This window comes from Desulfolutivibrio sulfodismutans DSM 3696, from assembly GCF_013376455.1.
GTDB lineage: Bacteria > Desulfobacterota > Desulfovibrionia > Desulfovibrionales > Desulfovibrionaceae > Desulfolutivibrio > Desulfolutivibrio sulfodismutans.
Map to the genome: position 1 here is coordinate 570881 of NZ_CP045504.1, position 19579 is coordinate 590459.

General features: G+C 64.4%; 31 protein-coding genes and 1 tRNA gene. 24 read left to right on the forward strand and 8 right to left on the reverse strand.

The genetic code is table 11. The features are described from left to right. Nucleotide 1 precedes the first annotated feature (1 nt). From GD606_RS02735 to GD606_RS02785, 11 genes are all read left to right on the forward strand, one after another. Nucleotides 2-292 (forward strand): hypothetical protein, encoded by a 291-nt coding sequence (locus GD606_RS02735; protein ID WP_163301688.1) that lies wholly within the window; start codon nucleotides 2-4, stop codon nucleotides 290-292. Further along, on the forward strand, nucleotides 289-1782 hold the full coding sequence (locus GD606_RS02740; RefSeq protein ID WP_163301687.1) for a LamG-like jellyroll fold domain-containing protein: 1494 nt from the start codon (nucleotides 289-291) through the stop codon (nucleotides 1780-1782). The genes GD606_RS02735 and GD606_RS02740 overlap by 4 nt, the downstream gene beginning before the upstream one ends. 9 nt (nucleotides 1783-1791) lie before the next feature. Continuing rightward, nucleotides 1792-2460: a hypothetical protein gene (locus tag GD606_RS02745; protein ID WP_163301671.1), complete on the forward strand. Its 669-nt coding sequence runs from the start codon at nucleotides 1792-1794 to the stop codon at nucleotides 2458-2460. Further along, nucleotides 2460-2726, forward strand: coding sequence for a hypothetical protein (locus tag GD606_RS02750; RefSeq protein ID WP_163301686.1), 267 nt, complete (start codon nucleotides 2460-2462; stop codon nucleotides 2724-2726). Before GD606_RS02745 ends, GD606_RS02750 begins: the two co-directional genes overlap by 1 nt. Nucleotides 2727-2948: 222 nt before the next feature. Further along, entirely contained in the window at nucleotides 2949-3146 is a 198-nt protein-coding gene (locus tag GD606_RS02755; protein WP_163301685.1) for a hypothetical protein, read from the forward strand. 29 nt (nucleotides 3147-3175) lie between these two features. Next, entirely contained in the window at nucleotides 3176-3487 is a 312-nt protein-coding gene (locus GD606_RS02760; RefSeq protein WP_163301684.1) for a hypothetical protein, read from the forward strand. Next, complete coding sequence (locus tag GD606_RS02765; protein ID WP_163301683.1) at nucleotides 3484-3708, forward strand: hypothetical protein; 225 nt, start codon at nucleotides 3484-3486, stop codon at nucleotides 3706-3708. Before GD606_RS02760 ends, GD606_RS02765 begins: the two co-directional genes overlap by 4 nt. Nucleotides 3709-3710: 2 nt before the next feature. Next, on the forward strand, nucleotides 3711-4103 hold the full coding sequence (locus tag GD606_RS02770) for a hypothetical protein (protein WP_163301682.1): 393 nt from the start codon (nucleotides 3711-3713) through the stop codon (nucleotides 4101-4103). Next, nucleotides 4100-4582, forward strand: coding sequence for a hypothetical protein (locus tag GD606_RS02775; protein ID WP_163301681.1), 483 nt, complete (start codon nucleotides 4100-4102; stop codon nucleotides 4580-4582). The genes GD606_RS02770 and GD606_RS02775 overlap by 4 nt, the downstream gene beginning before the upstream one ends. Further along, entirely contained in the window at nucleotides 4579-5001 is a 423-nt protein-coding gene (locus GD606_RS02780) for a MerR family transcriptional regulator (protein ID WP_176629189.1), read from the forward strand. Before GD606_RS02775 ends, GD606_RS02780 begins: the two co-directional genes overlap by 4 nt. Nucleotides 5002-5004: 3 nt before the next feature. Continuing rightward, on the forward strand, nucleotides 5005-5208 hold the full coding sequence (locus GD606_RS02785; protein WP_163301680.1) for a hypothetical protein: 204 nt from the start codon (nucleotides 5005-5007) through the stop codon (nucleotides 5206-5208). Nucleotides 5209-5409: 201 nt separating this feature from the next. Here the strand turns inward: GD606_RS02785 and GD606_RS02790 are convergent, their stop codons facing one another. The 5 genes from GD606_RS02790 to GD606_RS02810 all read right to left on the reverse strand — a co-directional run bounded on the left by GD606_RS02790 (nucleotide 5410) and on the right by GD606_RS02810 (nucleotide 8316). Continuing rightward, a complete protein-coding gene (locus GD606_RS02790) occupies nucleotides 5410-5727 on the reverse strand; it encodes a hypothetical protein (RefSeq protein ID WP_163301679.1) in 318 nt (105 codons plus the stop codon). A 264-nt stretch (nucleotides 5728-5991) separates the two neighbouring features. Continuing rightward, entirely contained in the window at nucleotides 5992-6591 is a 600-nt protein-coding gene (locus GD606_RS02795; protein ID WP_163301678.1) for a hypothetical protein, read from the reverse strand. After that, nucleotides 6588-7109, reverse strand: coding sequence for a thermonuclease family protein (locus GD606_RS02800; protein ID WP_163301677.1), 522 nt, complete (start codon nucleotides 7107-7109; stop codon nucleotides 6588-6590). Before GD606_RS02800 ends, GD606_RS02795 begins: the two co-directional genes overlap by 4 nt. Before the next feature lie 15 nt (nucleotides 7110-7124). Then, a complete protein-coding gene (locus GD606_RS02805; RefSeq protein WP_163301676.1) occupies nucleotides 7125-7784 on the reverse strand; it encodes a BRCT domain-containing protein in 660 nt (219 codons plus the stop codon). Between the two features lie 4 nt (nucleotides 7785-7788). Then, nucleotides 7789-8316, reverse strand: coding sequence for a helix-turn-helix domain-containing protein (locus GD606_RS02810; protein WP_163301675.1), 528 nt, complete (start codon nucleotides 8314-8316; stop codon nucleotides 7789-7791). Between the two features lie 140 nt (nucleotides 8317-8456). Between GD606_RS02810 and GD606_RS02815 the strand changes: the two genes are divergently transcribed. Continuing rightward, nucleotides 8457-8828 carry a hypothetical protein gene (locus GD606_RS02815; protein WP_163301674.1) on the forward strand — a complete coding sequence of 124 codons (372 nt, stop codon included), beginning with the start codon at nucleotides 8457-8459 and terminating at the stop codon, nucleotides 8826-8828. Here GD606_RS02815 and GD606_RS02820 read toward each other — a convergent pair. Further along, the gene (locus tag GD606_RS02820) at nucleotides 8807-9115 is read right to left on the reverse strand and encodes a hypothetical protein (protein ID WP_163301673.1); all 309 of its coding nucleotides are present in this window, start codon (nucleotides 9113-9115) and stop codon (nucleotides 8807-8809) included. The two genes, GD606_RS02815 and GD606_RS02820, sit on opposite strands and share 22 nt — an antisense overlap. Before the next feature lie 34 nt (nucleotides 9116-9149). Here GD606_RS02820 and GD606_RS02825 point away from each other — a divergent pair, with 34 nt between their 5' ends. The 8 genes from GD606_RS02825 (at nucleotide 9150) to GD606_RS02855 (ending at nucleotide 14020) form a co-directional block, all read left to right on the forward strand. After that, a complete protein-coding gene (locus GD606_RS02825; protein WP_176629190.1) occupies nucleotides 9150-9470 on the forward strand; it encodes a helix-turn-helix domain-containing protein in 321 nt (106 codons plus the stop codon). Between the two features lie 48 nt (nucleotides 9471-9518). Further along, nucleotides 9519-10010 carry a phage regulatory CII family protein gene (locus GD606_RS02830; RefSeq protein ID WP_163301277.1) on the forward strand — a complete coding sequence of 164 codons (492 nt, stop codon included), beginning with the start codon at nucleotides 9519-9521 and terminating at the stop codon, nucleotides 10008-10010. Then, a complete protein-coding gene (locus GD606_RS02835) occupies nucleotides 10007-10387 on the forward strand; it encodes a hypothetical protein (protein WP_163301278.1) in 381 nt (126 codons plus the stop codon). The genes GD606_RS02830 and GD606_RS02835 overlap by 4 nt, the downstream gene beginning before the upstream one ends. Continuing rightward, complete coding sequence (locus tag GD606_RS02840; RefSeq protein ID WP_163301279.1) at nucleotides 10387-11214, forward strand: hypothetical protein; 828 nt, start codon at nucleotides 10387-10389, stop codon at nucleotides 11212-11214. The genes GD606_RS02835 and GD606_RS02840 overlap by 1 nt, the downstream gene beginning before the upstream one ends. Next, a complete protein-coding gene (locus GD606_RS20710) occupies nucleotides 11211-11339 on the forward strand; it encodes a hypothetical protein (RefSeq protein ID WP_281362031.1) in 129 nt (42 codons plus the stop codon). The genes GD606_RS02840 and GD606_RS20710 overlap by 4 nt, the downstream gene beginning before the upstream one ends. 10 nt (nucleotides 11340-11349) lie before the next feature. Continuing rightward, nucleotides 11350-12492: a DUF5131 family protein gene (locus tag GD606_RS02845; protein ID WP_163301280.1), complete on the forward strand. Its 1143-nt coding sequence runs from the start codon at nucleotides 11350-11352 to the stop codon at nucleotides 12490-12492. Further along, nucleotides 12489-12737 (forward strand): hypothetical protein, encoded by a 249-nt coding sequence (locus tag GD606_RS02850; protein ID WP_163301281.1) that lies wholly within the window; start codon nucleotides 12489-12491, stop codon nucleotides 12735-12737. The genes GD606_RS02845 and GD606_RS02850 overlap by 4 nt, the downstream gene beginning before the upstream one ends. Nucleotides 12738-12844: 107 nt before the next feature. After that, nucleotides 12845-14020, forward strand: a complete 1176-nt coding sequence (locus GD606_RS02855; protein ID WP_163301282.1) for a hypothetical protein — start codon at nucleotides 12845-12847, stop codon at nucleotides 14018-14020. Nucleotides 14021-14272: 252 nt separating this feature from the next. On the opposite strand, the gene GD606_RS02860 is transcribed toward GD606_RS02855, so the two are convergent. Beyond that, a complete protein-coding gene (locus GD606_RS02860) occupies nucleotides 14273-15454 on the reverse strand; it encodes a tyrosine-type recombinase/integrase (RefSeq protein WP_163301283.1) in 1182 nt (393 codons plus the stop codon). 110 nt (nucleotides 15455-15564) lie between these two features. Between GD606_RS02860 and GD606_RS02865 the strand changes: the two genes are divergently transcribed. The 3 genes from GD606_RS02865 (at nucleotide 15565) to GD606_RS02875 (ending at nucleotide 16901) form a co-directional block, all read left to right on the forward strand. Then, nucleotides 15565-15655: transfer RNA gene (locus GD606_RS02865), tRNA-OTHER, on the forward strand. Between the two features lie 391 nt (nucleotides 15656-16046). Next, nucleotides 16047-16274, forward strand: a complete 228-nt coding sequence (locus GD606_RS02870) for a hypothetical protein (protein ID WP_163301276.1) — start codon at nucleotides 16047-16049, stop codon at nucleotides 16272-16274. A 9-nt stretch (nucleotides 16275-16283) separates the two neighbouring features. After that, nucleotides 16284-16901, forward strand: coding sequence for a hypothetical protein (locus GD606_RS02875; RefSeq protein WP_163301284.1), 618 nt, complete (start codon nucleotides 16284-16286; stop codon nucleotides 16899-16901). Nucleotides 16902-17123: 222 nt separating this feature from the next. Here GD606_RS02875 and GD606_RS02880 read toward each other — a convergent pair whose 3' ends face one another. Next, nucleotides 17124-18149, reverse strand: coding sequence for a sigma-54 interaction domain-containing protein (locus tag GD606_RS02880; protein ID WP_163301285.1), 1026 nt, complete (start codon nucleotides 18147-18149; stop codon nucleotides 17124-17126). Between the two features lie 374 nt (nucleotides 18150-18523). On the opposite strand from GD606_RS02880, the gene GD606_RS02885 reads away from it, so the two are divergent. Then, the gene (locus GD606_RS02885) at nucleotides 18524-19507 is read left to right on the forward strand and encodes a sulfite exporter TauE/SafE family protein (protein WP_163301286.1); all 984 of its coding nucleotides are present in this window, start codon (nucleotides 18524-18526) and stop codon (nucleotides 19505-19507) included. Nucleotides 19508-19579 lie beyond the last annotated feature (72 nt).

The following is a 19579-nucleotide window of genomic DNA, read 5'->3' on the forward strand; positions in this document are numbered from 1 at the left end:
GATGGCAAAAAATTACGTGGGGGACATCGGCCTGGCCGTGGTGCTGGATACCGGCGTGGATCTGACGTTGGCCACGGGATGCAAAATCCTGGTGCAGCTCCCCGACGGCACGACGACGGAATGGTCGGGCACGAAGTCTGGCACAACGATCAGCCACGCAACCGTAGCGGGGGAACTGGCCCAGTCCGGGGTCTACCGGCTGCACGCCGCGTTCACCCTCGGCGGCTGGACAGGTGTGGGAGAGGTCGCCTGCATGACCATTTATGAGCGGTTCGGGGGGTGCGCGTCATGATGCCCGGCATCGCGGCCGCTTTCGTCTCGGCCGGATCGTTCACGGTGGCGGGCGACCTGACGGCGGATTTCACGGCCGGGGTGCGGGTGCTGGCCGACTGCGGTGTGGACGGGACGCCGCTTGGGGTCGTCACCGGGTCGAGCTATGCCTCGCCCAACACCACGGTGACGGTCACGCTGGACAGCGGCAGCCTGACGGCGAATCTCACGCACGTCTGGCACGGCAACGACATCCCGGCCTCGCTGTGCAATCATGCCGCGCAGCACATGTCCGGGGCGCGAGATGCCCTCACCCCGGCGAACATCGGGGCTATGCCCGCAGACCGGCGGGTGGACACCGTTGCGCCCTTGTATGGTGGCGGCAACTTGTGGTCCAATTTGAATTTGGGGATTGCCCCTGCGGATACCGACGGTCAGGGGACGGTTGAACTGGCGACCTCTGCGGAGGCCGTGGCTGGGACCGACACGGCCAGGGTTCCCCCTATTTCGGCTTTGCGCCAGGCCTACCGCTCCTGGCAACGCGACGACGCCGGGAGGTTCCCGGGCCTGATCCTGCCCGCCTACAACCTTTTCGCGCCGAATCTGGCCCTGCCCGGCACGACGGCGTTTTCCCGGGCATCGTCGGGCTGGGTGCTGGGCGCGGCCGGGATCGTCAAATCCTACGCCACCAATGCCCCGCGATATGACTACGATACGTCCGGCAATCTGCTCGGCCTGCGCATCGAGGGCGCGGCCACGCGCTTAAACACCATCGCCGCCGCGCCTACGGCCCCGGAAAACGTCACGGTCACGGCCCAGGCATACACCATTTCGTTTTACGGGACCGGCAGCGTGGTCCTGTCTGGGGCGCACGCGGCCACGGTCAACGGCGCGGGCGCGCTCCCGGCCCGGGTGAGCTACACGTTCACGCCCACGGCCGGAACGCTGACGCTCACCCCCTCCGGGACGGTCCAGCACCTCCAGGTGGAGGCGAGGTCGTTCGCCACCTCGCCGATCCTGGGAGAGGGCAGCGCCGTGACCCGTGCGGCGGACGTGGCGACTGTGGCCCTGTCCGGGATCGATTTCAACACGGCCGAAGGGACGATTTATTGTGATTTTAGTTTTGCTGGGGTGTCTGTGCAACAGCGGCTGTTTTATGTGGACGACGGAACAAATAATAACGTTTTGTCGTTGTTTGTTTCAGCGGGTAACAAAATTACAATGGCGGCAACATCCAGCGGGACGGCAATTGTCTACACAGAGGCGGCATCAACGATTGTTGCGAATACCATGTATAAGGCGGCGTTCTCTTTCAAAAACAATAGCTACCACCTCGTTGTAGATGGCGGATCGGCTGTTTCGGATACATCCGGCGCAATGCCGTCGTCGCTTACCACACTAAGATTGGGACACGCGCTCGGGGCGATACAACCGTTGTACGGTGCTATACGCCATTTTGCCTATTTCCCCCGAGCCCTGACCACCGCGCAACTCCAGGCCATGACCCTGTAAGGAGCAACCATGATCGACCTCTATCTGCATGCCCCGACGCGCGAGGCCCTGCTGGCGGATCTGGCGCCCCTGGGGCTGGCCGTGGACGGGAAACTGGTCACGGCCAGCCACGTCCATGCCCTGGCGGTGGTGATGGACGACGCGGACGGGGTGACCGTGGCCGTGCGCTGTCTGGATGACGCGCTGGCCGGGGCTCTGTCCCGGGCGGATTTCGCGGCGGGCACGAGCGTGGTGGAGCGGCCGGAGCACGCGCCGGTCCTGGCCGGGGGCGACGCCCCGGGTCTGGACGCGGTCAAGGCGGCGGCTTGCGTAGCCATCGACGCCGAGGCCGAGCGGCGGCGGCTCCTGGTCCTGACCCCGGGTGCGGGCCAATCCTTGGAATATCAGCACACGGCAGAGGAGGCGGCCCGGGCCGTGGCCGCGCCTGACCCGCTGGACCCGGCGGCCTATCCGTTTTTGGCGGCCGAGCAGGAGGCATTGGAGGCAGCAGTGGGAGTGGTCACGCTCCGAGAGGTGGCTGCGGCCGTGCTGGCGGATCGGGCGGCTTGGCTGGCCTACGGAGCGGCGGTCAAGGCGGTGCGGCGACGCGGCAAGTTGCTGGTCTGCGCGGCCGCCAGCCACTTGGCCGTGCTGGCGGAGTCGGCCGGGATCGAGTGGCCGGACGTGCCGGGGGCGTGATGCAGGACCACGTTTTCGATCCGCTGGCCGAACTGTCGCGGCTGGGCTGCCGGGTGCGGCTGGACGCCGGGCGGGTGGTCATGGACTACGGCACCTGCTCGACGGCCACGGCCCGGCGGCGCGCGAACGGCCTGGTCCTGGCCTATGAGCCGCTGCTGCGGCTGCAGCTCGACGTGGGGCCCGGCGACCAGCCGCGCACGGTGCGGCAGCTCCTGGCGGCCGGGCGGATTGAGATCCGGGAGGGGAGGTATCGGGAAAGGGGGTGAGGCCCGCGTGGCGGGACGGCGAGGTGAGGGAGAACCCGGCGAAAGCCGGGTTTTTTTTGTTGGCGTCGGATGGGCGAAACAAATATTTTTCACTACGCGTGTAACTTACTAAAAACACAATAGATATTTTTTATATCGTTCATTGACAAACCACGTTTTTTTATGCACCATATTTTCAACGGCGGACGGGAATCAGCCCGGGGCCACGACCAGGAGGAGCATATGGACCGCATCGTTGTGACCCATTCATACGACGGGGAGATTGCCGTGGATTTCGAAAACGCGGTGGAAAAAGAATACCCGGACGCCGACGTCAAATTTGTTCGGAGAGACGTCGGTGAGGTCTATGTCGATCCGCCAGAACTCACAGGCGACATCGTAAGCATTCATCAAGATCTATGGAGCACAGGGAACTACTAGCCCCTAACACCACACCACAGGAGCCCACCATGCGCTACCTCGTCCGCCTCATGCCGTTTTACGGCGGCCGCAACGCCGACCCCACCTATTCCGTTGTCTCGTCCACGTCCGCCCGGGATGCCGTCGCCGCACAAATCGGCAGCGATTGCACCGTCAGCGGCGATGACGCCTACGCCTACGCCTACACCGACACCTCCAACCAGGAGGATCGCGGCGAGTCCTGGGGCACCCGCCACGAATGGGAGGCCGCCAGCGAGGACTACATCCGTCGCCGCATCGCCGCCGACACCGGGCAGTACGACGAGACGGACCTGGAGCATTTTGAGGAGCAACCGTCATGACCACCCCTACCAACGCCGCCCGTGCCGAACGTGCCGCCCGCGCCCTGGGATTCTACAAATCCGACTGCCTGGGCGAGTCCGGACCCGGCCCGGACATCGAGACCGTGACGGATCTCTTGACCGATATCCTGCACTGGCGCGAGGGCGGCCTAGAGGGTTTACGCGAGGCCCTGGCCGACGCCGACCGCCACTACACCGCCGAAACCGACGAGGAGGGTTAGCCATGTATAGCAACACATCGACCGTCTCCACGCCTGTCGGAACCCGGCTTGAAATCTACATTATGCGTAATCTTGGCCGCTACGTGGACAGCTATGCGTTCGACCGCGAGGGCAATCGCGGCTATCGCGGCTGGCAATTCATGGGAGAACCGGCGAGCCGCGCCACGGTGGACGATCTGGTGCGGCGACTGCCGGGCTATCTGCGGCGGCTGGTCCGCGAGTTCGGCCCCGAGGCCTGCGCCTACGACGCGTTTTTCGATGTGGAGAACCATTTCGGGCTCTGGAAAAAGTTCGGCCGCCACCTCATCCCCGACGACATCTGGCAGGCCACGGCCGACAACTACGGCGGGTTGTGCGAGGAAACGCACGAGGCCCTGGACCAGGAGACCGCATGAACGCCACGGCTATCATGACCACTTTCAACAGCGTCACGCGCACCCCGCGCAACCGGGCCATGCTGCGCAAATGCGTGATCGGCTCACAGGAACTGACGCTCATCGCGCAGGCGATCCCGGATACCTCCTACGAGATTGCCCAATACATCGGACAGGCATGGGCCTACGTCGTGCCAGACGAAAAAATGCCCATCCTGCCCTACGCCATGGCCGCCCACGAGTTCACGAAAATGTCCTGGATTCGCCTGCGCACGGTCATGACCCACCCCGAGCGGGCCGACGTGATGCGTCCGCTGATCGCGGCCATCAAAATGTGCCCCAGGACCAACCCCTACTACCTCGCCCGGATGCTGGTGTTTTGGGGGCCGAAAATCCGGGAGGAACTGGGCACCTATTATTTTAAAAAATTCGCCTACGTCTGGGGCTGGAACGCGAGCCCCGGCGACCCGCATCTCACCAGGAGGCACGAACACTCATGACCACCGACACCCTCACCGCCCCCCATGCCGCGCAACAGACCGGCGTCTCGGACGTCTACGTCCGGCACCTGTGCGCGGCCGGGAAAATCCCCGGCGCTGTCCGCACCGACGCCGGGCACTGGCTGATCCCCGCCGCCTCCCTGGGCCACATCGCGCCCGCCGAACCCGGCGGCGAGGCCAATCACTGGACCGTGCACGAGGTGGAGCTGCTCGGCACCGACACCGACACCAACGTCGGCCTGCTCATCGGCCGCAGCGCCGAGGCCGTGCGCTACATGCGCACCCGCGACGGCATCCCGCCGTTCCCGCGCATGGCCCCGCTCGAACAACAAATTCCGCGCATGACCACCACGCGCCTGCGCGAAATCGTGGACCTGGTCGCCGCTGAAATCGCCCGCCGCGCCGAAAACAAGGAGTGAACCGTGACGAACGCGTTTTTGACCGTGGATCAGGCCGCGCCAATATTGGGGCTGTCGCCCAAGCGGTTGCGGGATCTGATCCGCAGGGATCGTGTGGTGGGAGTCACCAAATTCGGGCGCGCCTACGCCCTGGACCCCGAGAAAATGGCCATCGTCCCGGGCAAACCCGGGAGGCCAGCGGGTGCGGCAACCCCGTCGTCAGGGTAGAAAATCCGGTCGGTTGCAGCCGTGCGCCCATGTTGCCGAGCAGCCCCGGAGCGATCCGGGGCTTTTTTTATCCGGCCGTGCCCGACGCATCCGGCGTGGGCAGCGTGACCTGGCCTTGGGCGGTTCCTCCCGTGACGCCAGTGGCGGCCGGGCGGATCGAGGTGAGGGAGGGAAGGTATCGGCGGCGGAGTTGAGGGCGCGCTAATTTAACCAGCCAAATCCTTTCGCCATGAGCCCGGCTAGGCCCAACGCGACAAAAACGAGGGCTAGAAAAAACTGTTTTTGCCCGGCGCTGGCCTCTTTCCGCATGTCACGGATATCGATCTCAATGTTGGAGAGCCGCTTATCCGTGCTTTCGGCCAGGGCTTCAAGTTTTGCTATCCGTGCTTCCATGCCTGAATCATTACCATCCCCGCCTTGGAAGTCAACGCCGTCGCCACGGTCATCGCCGCTGGCGAAATTGGCTCGTGGCCTGTTTTCTCGGATAGAGGTCGGGAAGGAATGAATTTTAGCTGGCATTGCCACCCTCTAGCACCTTCAGCGAATGAAACACGATGTTTCCGCAATTTCGGCATAGCAGCATTGCACAACTGATGCTTGCCCCGCCAGACCATCCCCCGGAAGGTGGCTCGGCAATCTTAAATGGCGCGGGGTCAATAGCAAATTCATCGCCGCCGCAACGCGAGCAGGGCAAAGTTGCGTTTTTTGATTCCAGTAGGTTTGATATCTTTGCTTGAAATTCATTCATTATCATCTTCTCCGTTGCCTTCAGTGGTTTTCCGGTCATTTGCACGTCACGGCCGTCGCATCCGTCCACAGCTCGGCGGTCTCGCCGGGCGGCCGGATGCGCGCGTGGCGAGAGGAATAATCGACATAGACCGTTTTGCCCTTGGCCAGGGTGATCACCATCCCGGAGGCCAGCAGTTTTTCGATGGCCGCAAGGTCGCGCTGGCTATGGTAGGTGTTGACGCGGTCCAGCAATTCCTCGCTCACCGCCGCGAAATGGCCGCCCTCGGTCACGCACTGGCCGGGCGCGAGGTGGGCGGTCTTGGCGGCGCGTTCTGTCTTGGCCGCAGCCTGTCGCTTCTGCCGCGCCTCGTCCTCGGCGGAGTGGGTGAACAGGGACACGGCAATGAGCACAGCCGCAACCAATCCAACCAAAGTCTTAGCGATCAGCTCCCAATCTTTCAGCGACAGGGGCGGCTTGGCTGCGGTCGGCGGCGCGTCCGGTTCGGCGGCGGCGGTCCCGGCGGACTCGGCCCCGGCCGTCCGGCTCCCGTACAGGTGCGCGCCGCACACCGGGCACAGGTGGCTCGGCGGCACATCCTCGCGGCGAAACTCCACGTTGCAGCTCGGGCAGGTGATGGATTCGATGGGCTTCACGGCGCGGCCTCGGCTTTTTGCCGCCGTCGCCAGGTGGCGGGCCGGATCGGGTCGGCGGCGGCCCACAGGCCCATGCCGGACCAGCGGGCCATCACGCCGTAAACCCCGAAATAGAGCCGGTCGTCCAGGCCGCACTGGTGGCAGTCCGGCCAGACCAGGCCCTCGCGCACCAGTTTCCAGGCCAGATCATTGCCGTCGGCGCGCACCCGGGCCACGGTGCGGCCGTAGCGGTCGACGGCCACGGCCATGACCTCAACCGGCCCGGCGTCCAGCAGCTCGGCGGCCCGGTCGGTGGCGTCGTCGCCTCCCGGCTGGTCGCGCTCGGGGGCGTCCACGTCGGCCAGGCGCACCCGCACCACCTGCCCCTGGGCGGCCAGGGAAAACGTGTCGCCGTCCACCACGCGCACGAGCCGCGCCGCCAGCCAGACGTGGCGCGGCAGGGGGTCGGCGGCGTGCCCGGCGGCGAACGCCGGGAGCAGGACGGCCGCCAGGGCCAGGGCGCGGAAGAGGATGCGCATGGCGGGTGCTCCAGGTTACGAGAAAATGTGCTTGGCCCACCAGTCTTCGGAGATGATGCTCACGCGACTGCGGAACGGGTGGCATGTGCTTTCGCGGAACTCCATGGCCAGCTTGATTTTGTTGCCGAACGAGCTGTGTTTCCAGTCGCGGCTGGCCAGGGTGCCGACCACCAGGAAATCGGTGCTCTGCAACAGGGTGCCGTGAACCCAGCCTCCGAGATTCAGGATTTCCTCCACGACCTCGCTGCGCGCCCCGAAGGCGAAACGCCCGGTCAGGCAAAAAGAGTGGTTGTCAATCTGCACCTTGGGCGGCGGCGTGTCGAAAAACGAACAGGCCGACAGGGTGACGCCCGGGGCCTGGGGCGTGTGGCCGCAGGTGGCGGCCAGAAGCTCGAAGAGTTCACGCTTTTCGTTTTCGTCAAAGCGCCCGTCGCGCAAAAATTCATAGACCCGCGAGTAGATGAGATAGCCGACGTACTCCTGCTGCACGTCCAGGCGGCGGTTCAGCCAGTCCAGGAGGTAGTTCGCCTCCTGTTCGTTGACCGCGCCGTCGGCAATCATGCCGGTGCAAATGCCGAGCAGTTCGTCTAGTCCGCGCTCCTTGAGCCTCCTGGCGTTCAATGCCCGGTTGACGGGTTGACCGTGGGCGTCCTCGGCGTCGTTGTAGCTGGACATGACGTCACTCCTTCATTGGAGTTTTGTGGTCGGTGGCGTTAAATCCGGCAAGACGTTCCTGGACAGTGTGTCCATTATGCGGTGGAGATTCCGCGAAAGCATAATCCTTTGTTGCTGCGTTGCGTCGTTGATCGTCAAGAAACCGGAACAACGCTTCTTTCCTTGTCTCGTTTGATGCGTCCATGCGGTCAAGACTTACCTCAAGCGCGGCCAAGTTGCGTTCAAACGGGGTTTTTTCGTCGGACTTCGTCTCGGCGGCCGGGGGGTTGTCGCGGAACATGGCCCCCTCGCCGGTCAAAAGCCAGTGAGATGAGATGTTAAAAATGCGAACGAGTTTCGCGAGAAAAGAAGCCGAAGGCTCACGATCACCGTTTACATAACCAGAAATAGTTGCTTTTTGCACGCCAGTTTGTTTGGCAAACTCAATATCTTTCATATCTAATGACTTGATAAGTTTACGAAACCTCTCGCCAAGAAGAGCTTTAAAATTGTCCTCAGCGGAGGTGGGTGGTGAAGAAAAATTTGTTGACAAAGTTCGCGCCTTTTCGTTAAAGCCCAAATCATGCGAACGGCAACGCACCGCGAAACCCGCCCCAACCCCATTCGCCCGCGTCGCCGCACTCCCGCCCCTGGGGCGAACGCCGCGCCGGGGCAACCAAACGGAGGCACGTCATGACCGACATGCAACCCACCTGGTCCGACACACACACCGACCGGGAGCAATTTCTCCCGGGGATAGCCCCGTTTCTACCGGTCCTGGAACGCCACGTCATTGATGATTGCGGCGTTCTCGAGTTCACCCGCTGCACGAGACGAGCCGATGGCGGCCGGTTCAGGGTCGTGGTCGCCTTCGCCCCTTCGTGCGAATTTGAAGGCGCCGTGGCCGCGCACATCCTTCGTTCTGATTTGCGGGTCGCCGACGGCGATTTCATCTCGATCAGCTCCTCCTGGCGCAGTGACAAAGACCTTCCGGATCGCTCCCTGACCCCGGAAATCCTCGACGCCGTGCTGGAGAGCATGGCCTATTGCGGCGATGACAGATGAGTCTTTTCGTCACTGCCATCCTCTTTGCGGGGGCCGTAGTAGATTTCGGCATTTTCCGTGGAGCCACGGTCCCGGTTTTCGGCGAAGACCAGACTGTCGAGCTCACTTCGAAGTTCTTCGATCGCATCGAGCGCCCTGCCGATCCGGCGGTGGACCTTTTCCTTGAAAGGATATGCCTTGCTGGCTTCGACCGTAAGTTTGACGAGCGTTGTCCGGGCGGCATGGATGGCGTCGCCGAACCGCTGGTGTTGCTCCAGCGTGAACCCCTTTTTGCGCCGTTTATCCATCGTTAGCTCCTACAGCGAGAAGAGGAAAACCGTTATGAATTTACGCGAACAGATACGCAACCCGAACCCCTCCCGTCAAGTCCGCCTGAAGGCGTTTTTGCTGCAATGCGAGGTGGAATATCAGGCCCTGGCCGACGCGCTGGGCATCAGCAAGGGGGCGTTGTGTGACGTTTTTTCCGGGAGGCGGCCCAGTCCGAAACACATCGCCCGGCTGATCGAGCTGGGTATCCCGGCAGAGCTTTTGCCCGAGCCGCCCGCGCCCCGGTTTCCCCCTCGCAGGCCCGCCCCGCCCCTGGTTGGCGAGGCGTCGGGGGCCGGTTTTCTGTCCAAGCTGAAAAAGGCCGTGGGCCTGTAGCCCGACATTCGCACCCCAACACGATTTTCCGCGCAAGGACAAGATGCGATGACAGACCAAAACAAGACCATGAGCCTCGATCTGGCCAAGCTCGGCTACGGCGACGTGATCGCCATGCAGGCCCGGATGTCCGGCCGCTCCTGGGACGAGATTGCGGATTTCGTGGGCTGGTCGAGCGCCAACATCTCCCGGATTTTGAACCCCAGCGACCCGTACTGGCCGACGCTGCCGTCCCTGGCCCGGTTTTGCGTGATCACGCGTTCGACCCTGGTCCTGGACTGCATCCGGGCCAAGGCCAAGGAAATCGGTTTCGACGCCGCGCCGGACCCGCTGGACCCCGAGGCGCTGGTGTTCGCCATCGGCGATCTGTTCCGGGAGATGGCGGACGTGGCCCGGGAGGGCGAGCGGGCCGTGGCGGATCGGCACATCGATCCCGACGACGCGCGGCGCGTGATCCGGGAGCTGTACGACCTGGTCAACGCCTGCCTGGACGTGATCGGCGGGCTGCGGCCGCTGCGCGAGGCCGGGAGGCAGTCGTGAACACTGTCGTCCCCTTCGTGGTCCGCGACCGAGCCGGGGCCGCCTCCCTCCGGTTCGGCGCCGACGAGGCGTCGGGGGTGTCGCGGGTAGGCGCGGCGCTCCCGGCGTCGCGGGCCGCGAGGCAGGACGTGGGGCCGGGCGTGGCCCAGGCCTCGGGCCGGGTGAGCGAGGCCCTGGACGATTTCGCTGGTCGCGATCTGGCGGCGGCGGTGTCGGCGCTGCGCCGGGCCATGGAGTGCCCGGGCCTGACCACCACCGAGCGCAAGGCGCTGCGCGGCGCGCTGGCCACGGTGGCCGGGGTGATGCGGGTGCGCGACGAACGGCGGCGGCGGCCGGTGGACCGTCGGATGCTGCAAACGCCACGGGGGGATTGGTGATGAAAGAGCGGCCGATCCTGTTTTCCGCGCCGATGGTGCTGGGCAACCGCGCCGGGCGCAAGACCCAGACGCGGCGGGTGATGCGGGTGCAGCCGCCGGACAGTCATACGGGCCGGTGGACGTTTTGCGTGTCGAGCACAGTTAGGGACGACATAGACCGTTGGAGTTTTATGGTCATTGATCCACAGGGGGCTGTTTTCACCGAGCGCGGCAGGGAGACGTGTTTAGCGACGGTCCGGTCACCGCACCTGGTGGGCGACCGGCTGTGGGTGCGGGAGACGTTTTGGCAGGCAGGCAGCTATCCCTGCGGACTTCCAAGCGGTGAGCCGCAATCGCTTGCGAGTTGCAGGGGGCCACTGATCCACTACGCCGCAGACGGCAACCCTCCAGACACGCCCAATCGTCATTACCCCACCGGGTTGGGCGGGGTGCATCACTTTTCCGCGCCAGATCCTTACGCCATGTGGGAGAAACGTCCCTCCATCCACATGCCCCGCGGGGCCTCCCGCAACACCTACGAGGTTGTGGCGGTACGGCCGCAGCGCCTCCTGGACATCACGCCTGCGGACGTGGCGGCCGAGGGGCTGGTGCGGCTGTCCAAGGATGGCCGCATCTGGAAATGGGGCCTGCCGGATCGCGACGGGCTGCCCGGGACGGATGATCATGGCTGGCCGTGGTCGGAGTGGCGCGATGATCCGGTGCGGGCCTATCTCAAGCTCTGGGATCAGATCAATGCGGCGCGCGGCTTCGGCTCGGACAAAAATCCGTGGGTGTGGGCGATCAGCTACCGCGACATCACGGCAAAGGCCAAGGCCGAAGCGGCGTGATCCTGTTTCTGGCCGGGGTGGCCACGGGCGCGGCCCTGGCCGGGGTGCTCTGGCTGGGCCTGACGGTGACGGACGACGAGCTCCCGGCCGGGGGCGACGAACCAAACGACGACGAATGGTTTTGAGGAGGCGGGGATGGGCGACAAAAGCAAAATCGAATGGTGCGATGCGACGTGGAACCCGGTGGTGGGATGTTCAAGGATATCCCCGGGATGCGACCACTGCTACGCGTCGAGGATGGCCTGTCGTCTGGCGCAAATCCCAACAGCCCCGCATCAATATCGGGAGGTCGTGGACCAGGACAACCAAGCCTGGAACGGGCGAACGGAGTTCGTAACGTCTGCCATGGAGCAGCCGTTTCGTTGGAAAAGAGGTCGCCATATTTTCGTCGGGTCAATGACCGACCTGTTTCATCCGTCCACGCCGGACGAATGGCTGGACCGCATTTTCGCGGTCATGGCCCTCACTGCCCGGCATCGTTTTTTGCTCCTGGCCAAACGTCCGGAGAGGATGCGCGACTACATGACGCAGGTGACGCCGCAACGCCTTGCCCACGCAGCGACGGAACTCCAAGGAGAGGAGGCCGCCAAAGTGGTGTTGGCCGTCCTGAATGACACCTTGTGCGGAGTTCGTAATGTGGGCTGGCCGATGCGCCATGTCTGGCTCGGCGTTACGGCCGAGGATCAGGCCAGGGCCGACGAACGTATCCCGATCCTGCGCGACACCCCGGCGGTGGTTCGGTTCGTGTCGTTCGAGCCGCTCCTGGGGCAGGTGGATTGCCGCCGTTTTTTGGTCCCGTTGAGGCGGGAGATCACCCCGAGGGGAAGGGAGAACGTGGTGAGCCCTCCGGGTGTGAATTGGGCCATCTGCGGCGGCGAGAGCGGCCCGGGCGCACGGCCCATGCATCCGGACTGGGTGCGGGGGCTGCGGGGCCAGTGCCAAGATGCGGATGTGCCGTTTTTCTTCAAATCTTGGGGCGATTGGCGGCCAGGTCTGCCCAATGGCCAGCAGAAGGCTGTCGGCATCACCCCGAACGGGGGCACGTACAGTCACGATGCAGCGGAGTTTTTCGGCGAAACCTGGCCGGACAACGCCAGGTGCATGGCCCGCGTCGGCAAGAAAAGCGCCGGTCGCATGCTCGATGGAAAAACGTGGGACGAGGTTCTGGAGCCGAACAGATCCACAACGGCCAAGACGTGGAGCGCCGTCCGACGCAAGAAATGCCGTGCGGAAATGCGCGCGGACGAAGAAACGATCGCTGCAGGGAGGACGTCATGAGCTACGACGACAGGCGAAACGAGATTGTGGGGCGCACCGCCGCGCTGGACGCGGACAAATTCCTGGGGCGGCTGGCCGCGCACGCCGCAAACCGCCCCGTGGGCGAATGGGGCGAGACGTCGCTCTCCCTGACCGAGGGCGCCGCCCGCGAGCTGGCCCATGCCTTGCGCATCCTGCGGGCGTGTCGCGAGCGGGCCAGCGGACGCGCCACGGTCACCCGGAGCATGCCGCCCGGGGCGGCGTAAAATGGAGGACGTCATGAGCATCATCCTCGACATCCTGATCCTGGCCGGGCTGGCCGCCATAGCGGTGAGCCTGCTCCCGGACCGCGCGTTTTTCATTGGAGGCGGACGTGGCCACCGTTGACCGCACCGAGCTGTTCCAGGCCGTCGAGCTGGCCGCCATGACCGCCAGGTCCATGCTCGGCCACGTCGCCAACCGGGCCCTCTCCGCCGTGTGGCTCGTGCCGGACGGCGAGGCTCTGGCTGTCGAGGCCTCGGACGGGTCCGTGGAATTTCGGGGACGAGTGCCTGCGCAGCCCGGAGATTTCGAGGTCTGCGGCATGGACGCCGCCACCCTGCACGCCCTGCTCAAAAAACTGCCCGCCGCCGAGATCCTCCTGACCCAGGGGCCGGGCGACAGCCTGACCCTGCGTTGCGGCCCGCGTCGCTACCGGCTGGCCACGGTCGATACGGCCTGGCGGCAGCCGGTGGCCGCGCCCGAGGGCGGTGCGGACGCGGGGCCGGACGCCGCCGCTGCGGTCACGCTGGCCCGGTACGCCGTGGCCACGGACGAGGCCCTGGGCGTCCAGGCCTGCCTGCATCTGGCCCCGGCCGCCGGGCCGGGCGAGTGTCTGGCCGAGGGGCTTGACGGCCACCAGTTCGTGCGCGCCGTGTTCGACGCCCGGGCGCTGGCCGAGGTGTTGCCCGAGGCGGGCGTGCTCGTGGCCGGCCGCCACCTCAAGATCCTGGCCAGCGCCCTGGGCCGGGACGGGGCCCGGGTCTGTGTCGAGGGCAAACGGCTGTGGGTGGCGTGGCGCGGCGGACGGCTCGGGCTGGCCCTGGCCGACGGGCCGTTCCCGGACACGGGGACGTTTTTGGCCCGTTGCGCTGATCCGGCGTTTTCGGCCCAGATCGACCGCCAGGACATGCTGGCCGCGCTGGCCGTGGTCCTGGCCGAGCATGACCGCACCGTCAGGCTGGAGTTCGCCACCGGGCAGGAGTTTTCCCCGGCCGGGCGCGTGACCCTGGCCACCCTGGACGGCGGCGGCGAGGAGGATCTGGGTGCGGAGGTGACGGCCCGGGGCGAACTGTGGCCGGTGGGGATCGCCGCCAAGGACATGGCGGGCATCCTGGGGCTTTTCGAGGCGGAGCGGATCGGGCTGGCGTTTTCCGGGCCGGACGCGCCGATTTTGGTCACACCCGTGGACGAGGACGGCGAGGACGGCGAGGCCGGGCCGGTGCGGCTCACGGCCATCACCATGCCCATGCAGTTCGCCCAGGAATCGTATGACGAGGGGGAGGCGTGATGGACTTGACGCGGGAGCTTTCGGCCGAGGAACGGGAGTGGGTCGAGGCCTGGCTGCCGGGGCTGCCCATGCGCATTGCCCGGCGGCAGGTCGAGGATCGAATGGGCGGCGTGGTCTCGTACAAGGCCCTGTGCAACGAGGATTCGCGGGGACAGGGCCCGGCGGTTCGCTACGAGGTCGGCACGTCCACCAACGCCAGGGTGCTCTACGACACCAGGGCGCTCCTGGAGTGGATCGTGCGCCGGTACGGGGTCACGCCCCGCACGAATCTGGCGGGCATGGCGGCGCGCACAGTCTCGCCACGTCGGACTGCAGGGCGGAGGGGATCAGGTGCGCGTACCGCTGGGTCATCGCCAGGGACTCGTGCCGCATGAGGCGTTGGATGCGGTACAGGTCCGTGCCATCCAGAGCCAGCCAGGAGGCGAAGGTATGCCGCAGCGAATGAAAGGTCAGGAGATGGCGGCGGTCGGTGATGCCGTCGTTTATGCCGCAGCGGTCTGCCACGCGACGGAACATGTCGCTGTACCAGTGGCGGTCGCCGCGAGGCGCAAACAGGCGCGGCAGCCCGACGTCGAGGCGGCGCGCCAGCACGGCGGCGGCGGCGGCGTTGACGGGCACGATGCCGCCCGGCTTGCCGCCTGTGTCGCGCACATGGAGCAGGCCGTGGACAAGATCCACGTCCGGCCGGGCCAGGCGCATCAGTTCTCCCAGGCGCAGGCCCGTGTTCACGGCCAGGATCGCCGCGTCCTGGAACAGCGGCAGATCTGCGGCGGCGTCAATGAATCGCGTGAATTCGTCGCGGGTGAAAAAGCGCAGCCGGGCATTTTGGAGCCGGGGCAGGCGGATGCCGCAAACCGGGTTGCGGCCCTCGAAAAGACCCAGGCGCGACAGGTGGTTGAGGGTGGCCCGCAGCACGGCCAGGCACTGCAGGGTGGTGGCCGGGGAGCGCCGGGACAACAGCTCGTCGCGCAGGGACTCGATGTGCCCGACGGTGATCTCGGCCGGAGTCAGGTCGCCCAGGCGCGGCAGGACGTGCAGGCGCAGGCGCTGGGCGTCGTCGGATGCCGAGCGTTTGTTGCGCGTAGCCCAGGGCAGGTAGTGGGTCTCGGCCAGGTGGCGCAACGACTGGGCGTCGCGCGCGGCCTGGGTGGCGGCCTGGGCTTCGGCGTCGCGGCGGCGTTCGGCCTCGGCCCGCAGCGTGACCAGGGTGTGGCCGGGCTGGCCGGTGGCGTGGGCGCGGTTGAGTTCGGCCAGGATGGCGGCGGCTTTCTTCGCGGACCAGCCGTCGGAGGCCCAGCCCAGGGCCTCCTCGATGGCCCGGCCGTCGCGACGGTAGCGCAGGGTGAAATAGCAGTCGGGCGCGCCGCGATGCAGGCGCGTGGGGTGCTCGCGGTAGCGCACGCCGGGGTAGGGACTCGAGTGTTTAGCGGCCATGCCTGCCCCACACCTGCCCCACAAATTTTCAGCGACCAGGGCAGACGTGGGAAAGCACTACAGAGATTTCCCGTGGATTACAAGGGGATGAGTAGAGAGGGGATAGGCAGGGAATGCGCGAAAAAGGGGTGCGTCCGGACTTCAAATCCGGTGTGCGGTCGAGAGGTCGCAGGTAGGTTCGACTCCTATACGCTTCCGCCATCATTGAAGAATTTACTGTTCATCGGCACTTCTTCGCCCCTTCATTTTTCCCCATATTACTTTTTTGCTCCACTTGCTCCAACAAAGAGGCGGTGCAAATGGCTACTTTTCGGAAGCGCGGAAATCTCCAGTGGGAGGCCCGGATTCGCAAACGAGGCTATTCCACGACATGCAAAACTTTCGATACCGAGGCCGAAGCCCTTCCGGCGATTTTCACGGGAACAAAGTGGAGCTCTGCGATTGCATTGGCAGCGACATATGAGGCATGCTCCGGCTCAAGCCTGGAACGTGGAGTCGGAATCTCGAATGCGCTTGACTCCGGCTCCGGCAAACCGCACATATCAGACAGGGCGTGGCATAAGCCTGATCCCGGGGAAGAGGTGCGTTTGTTATGGCAGAAGTCCTTCAGCTTGATACGCTGGCCGACATCTATCCCAAACTCCGCCGACTGGAGTTTTCCAATCGCGCCTGTGGCGAGGCCCCTGCCCCGCCGTCAAACAAGCCGCGTACACCGGAAAAGGCGGAACTGCTCCGCAAGTGCCGCTATGCTCTGTTATTTCGGCGCTACTTGAAGCAGACGGTGATTGACGGCAAACCCGTTCTTATCGTCATGTTCTGAAGAGCCGCCATGTCAAAATATAAAGACATGCTACGAGAGTTGTCCGGTGAACAGGATGCATACCGTCGGAAAATCAAATTCCTCGGAATTGTAGCGCGTTACTTTGCTGACCATAATCTCAAACCCCCTATAGTTGTAGGCGGCGAGGCGGTTGAAATCTACACGCAGGGGGCATTTACGTCTCTTGATATAGACATTAAGAGTTCGCAAGATGGCCTGGTTGACTGCCTTGAAAAAGAACTTGGCTTTGAACGGATGCAGCACAATTATTTCAGTAAAAATCCATTGTTGGCTGTAGAGTGGCAAGGGGCCTCTCTTGAAGAGGGGCACGATGCCGAATCCCGCGTGCGGCATCTCTCCATTGATGGCGATATCATTGGGGTCATAGGCCTTGAGGATTTGATCATCGACAGGCTCAATGCCGCAAAGTTTGCTCAGCACAATGAAAGTTACGAGCAGGCGAAAACCATTTTTGCCGGAGCACGAATCGGCGGGCTTGACTACGATGCTTCCTATGCTGAGAAACGGGCGTCTCACGATGACGTACTCGACATGTACCAGCGGATGCTCCAGGATGTCGAAAGGGAGCTGGCGCGATTTGCGGAACTGGATACACCGAAAGGCTGAGGTGTTTCGGCGGCCCGGGCAGGGGAGCCTGTTGTCCGTACTGGCCCTCCAGAGAGGAGGAGGGCCTAAGGCCGTGGCGCGCCTCCAGACGAAGGGTTAATAATACCGCCCCGGAGAAGGTCGCCGGAGACTTTTTTTGCTTCAATCTTGCTCCACAGCGAAGATTCAAAGCCTGAACCCTGGTTCGGGCTCTTTTTTTCCCCGGGGCTTTCCGGACCCGGCTTACAACTTCATGCCGTACTGGGCCACCTTGTGCCGGAAGGTGCGGGGACTGATCCGTAAAAGCTCGGCAGCCCGGCCTTTGCTGCCCGATGCGGCGGCCAGGGCCCGGCGGATGGCCCGGGTTTCCGCCTCGCGCACCGCCGCCTCCAGGCTCAGACAGTCCGGCTCGGACCCGCCGGAATTCCCGCCCGTGTCACACCGCATCTCCAGCGGCAGGTCCGCAGCCATGATTTCCATGCCGTCCGGATGCAGAAGCACCACCCGTTCCATGAGGTTTTTAAGCTCCCGCACGTTGCCCGGCCACAGATGATCCTCCAGGGCACGGCGTGCGCAGGGGCGCAGATCCAGGCCGTGCTTGTGATAGCGGTGGCGGAACAGATCGAGAAAGTGCTCGGCCAGGGGCAGGATGTCCTCGCGCCGGTCGCGCAGCGGCGGCAGGGAGATGGGCACGACGTTTAATCTGTAGTAGAGATCGGCCCGGAAAAACCCCGTCTGGACCATTTCGGGCAGACTGCGGTTGGTGGCGGCCACGATGCGGGCCAGAAAGGGCAGATCCTTCTCCCCGCCCAGACGCTTGAAGGTGCGCTGTTCCAGGACGCGCAAAAAATCCACCTGGTTGGGCTGGGGAATCTCCCCCACCTCGTCCAGAAAAAGTGTTCCGTCCTCGGCGGCCTCGAAACTTCCCTTCTGGCGGCGGTTGGCGCCGGTATAGGCCCCGGCTTCGTGCCCGAAAAACTTGTCCGCAAAGAGTTCCCCCTTGAGCACGCCGCAGTTGACGGGGACAAAGGGTTTTTCGCGCCGGTTGCTCAGGGTGTGGATGAGCCGGGAGAACAGTTCCTTGCCCGTGCCGGATTCCCCATAGACCAGGATGGGCGCGTCGGACCCGGCCACCTGCCCGGCCACCCGGCGAAGGGCCCGCATGGCCGGGGAACGGAAAAGAAATGCCGGTCCGTCCGGCCCCAGGGCGAAATCGTTGTCATCGTCGACCGGCAAGAATTTGCCGGAACGGGAAGCGGGGGTGGACATGGCGATATCTCCTGCCGGGGAGGTGCTTCGAACCGGAATGTCGTGGGTATGAGCCCCTCGCAGCGGTAATTTCATGCCGCACAAGGGGTTGACGCTCTTCCGGTTGTTCTGGGTTGTACGCTTCCTGCCGGAAAGGCGGCAAAAATTTGCCGCCATGCGGCGTGTTTTTGCCGATACGCCCCGGGGAGCCGGGCGTCAAGCCCGTGTTTGTGCGGTTTTTCACTTGGTACGGTTCTTGATAATCAGGGGTGCCGCACGAGGCCATGCCGTATGGCCACGGCCCGGCGGCGGACCTGGCCGGGGGTGTCCACGGGGCGAGGCCTCTGGGAATGGACCTACGAACACTACATGTGAAAAGGGAGAACGGTAAGGACATGAGAGCGAAACCGATTCGGACGACGATTCTGGTCGCGGCGGCCTGCCTCCTTGTGGCGGGACTGGTCTGGGCCGGGGCCGATGCCGGGATGGCCGCCGAGGGCGCGGCCGCCGTTGACGCCATGACCGGCGCGTCAAGCAACACGCCGTGGTGGATGTGGCCCATCATCTTGTTGGGATTCTGCTTTATCCTGGGAATCATCGCCGTGCTGGCGGGCGTGGGCGGCGCGGTCCTTTTTGTTCCCCTGGTCAGCGGATTTTTTCCCTTTCACCTGGATTTTGTGCGCGGTACGGGACTGCTTGTGGCCCTGGCCGGGGCTCTGGCCGCCGGGCCTGGTTTGCTTCGCCGCAACCTGGCCAGCCTGCGTCTGGCCCTGCCCGTGGCGCTCATCGCCTCGGCCTGTTCCATCGTCGGTGCGTTTGTGGGCCTGGCCTTGCCCACGGATATCCTTCAGCTTTGCCTTGGCATCACCATCATGTTCATCGCCATTTTGCTTCTGACCTCCAAAAACGTGGTTCGGCCCCATGTGGAAAAGCAGGACGCCATCGGCCTGGCCCTGGGCATGAGCGGCATCTACACCGAGCCCTCCACGGGTGAGGTCATTTCCTGGAAGACCCATCGCACCCTGCCGGGCCTTCTTCTTTTCATTCTCATCGGCCTCATGGCCGGCATGTTCGGCCTGGGCGCGGGTTGGGCCAACGTCCCGGTGCTCAACATGCTCATGGGCGCGCCGCTGAAAATCGCCGTCGGCACCAGCAAGTTTTTATTGTCCATCACCGACACCTCCGCCGCCTGGGTCTATCTGAACAAGGGCTGCGTCATCCCGCTGATGGCCATTCCCTCCATCATCGGGCTGATGCTCGGTTCCTTTGTCGGGGTGCGCCTCTTGGCCGTGGCCAAGCCCAAGTTCATCCGCTACATGGTCATTGGCGTCTTGTTGTTCTCGGGCGGCCGGGCCTTTCTCAAGGGGTTTGGCATCTAGGACGGGCTTTCGCCCGCGCGCAAAAGGGTATCGTTTTCAGGTATAAACGCGAGAATTGCACAGGAGCATCCC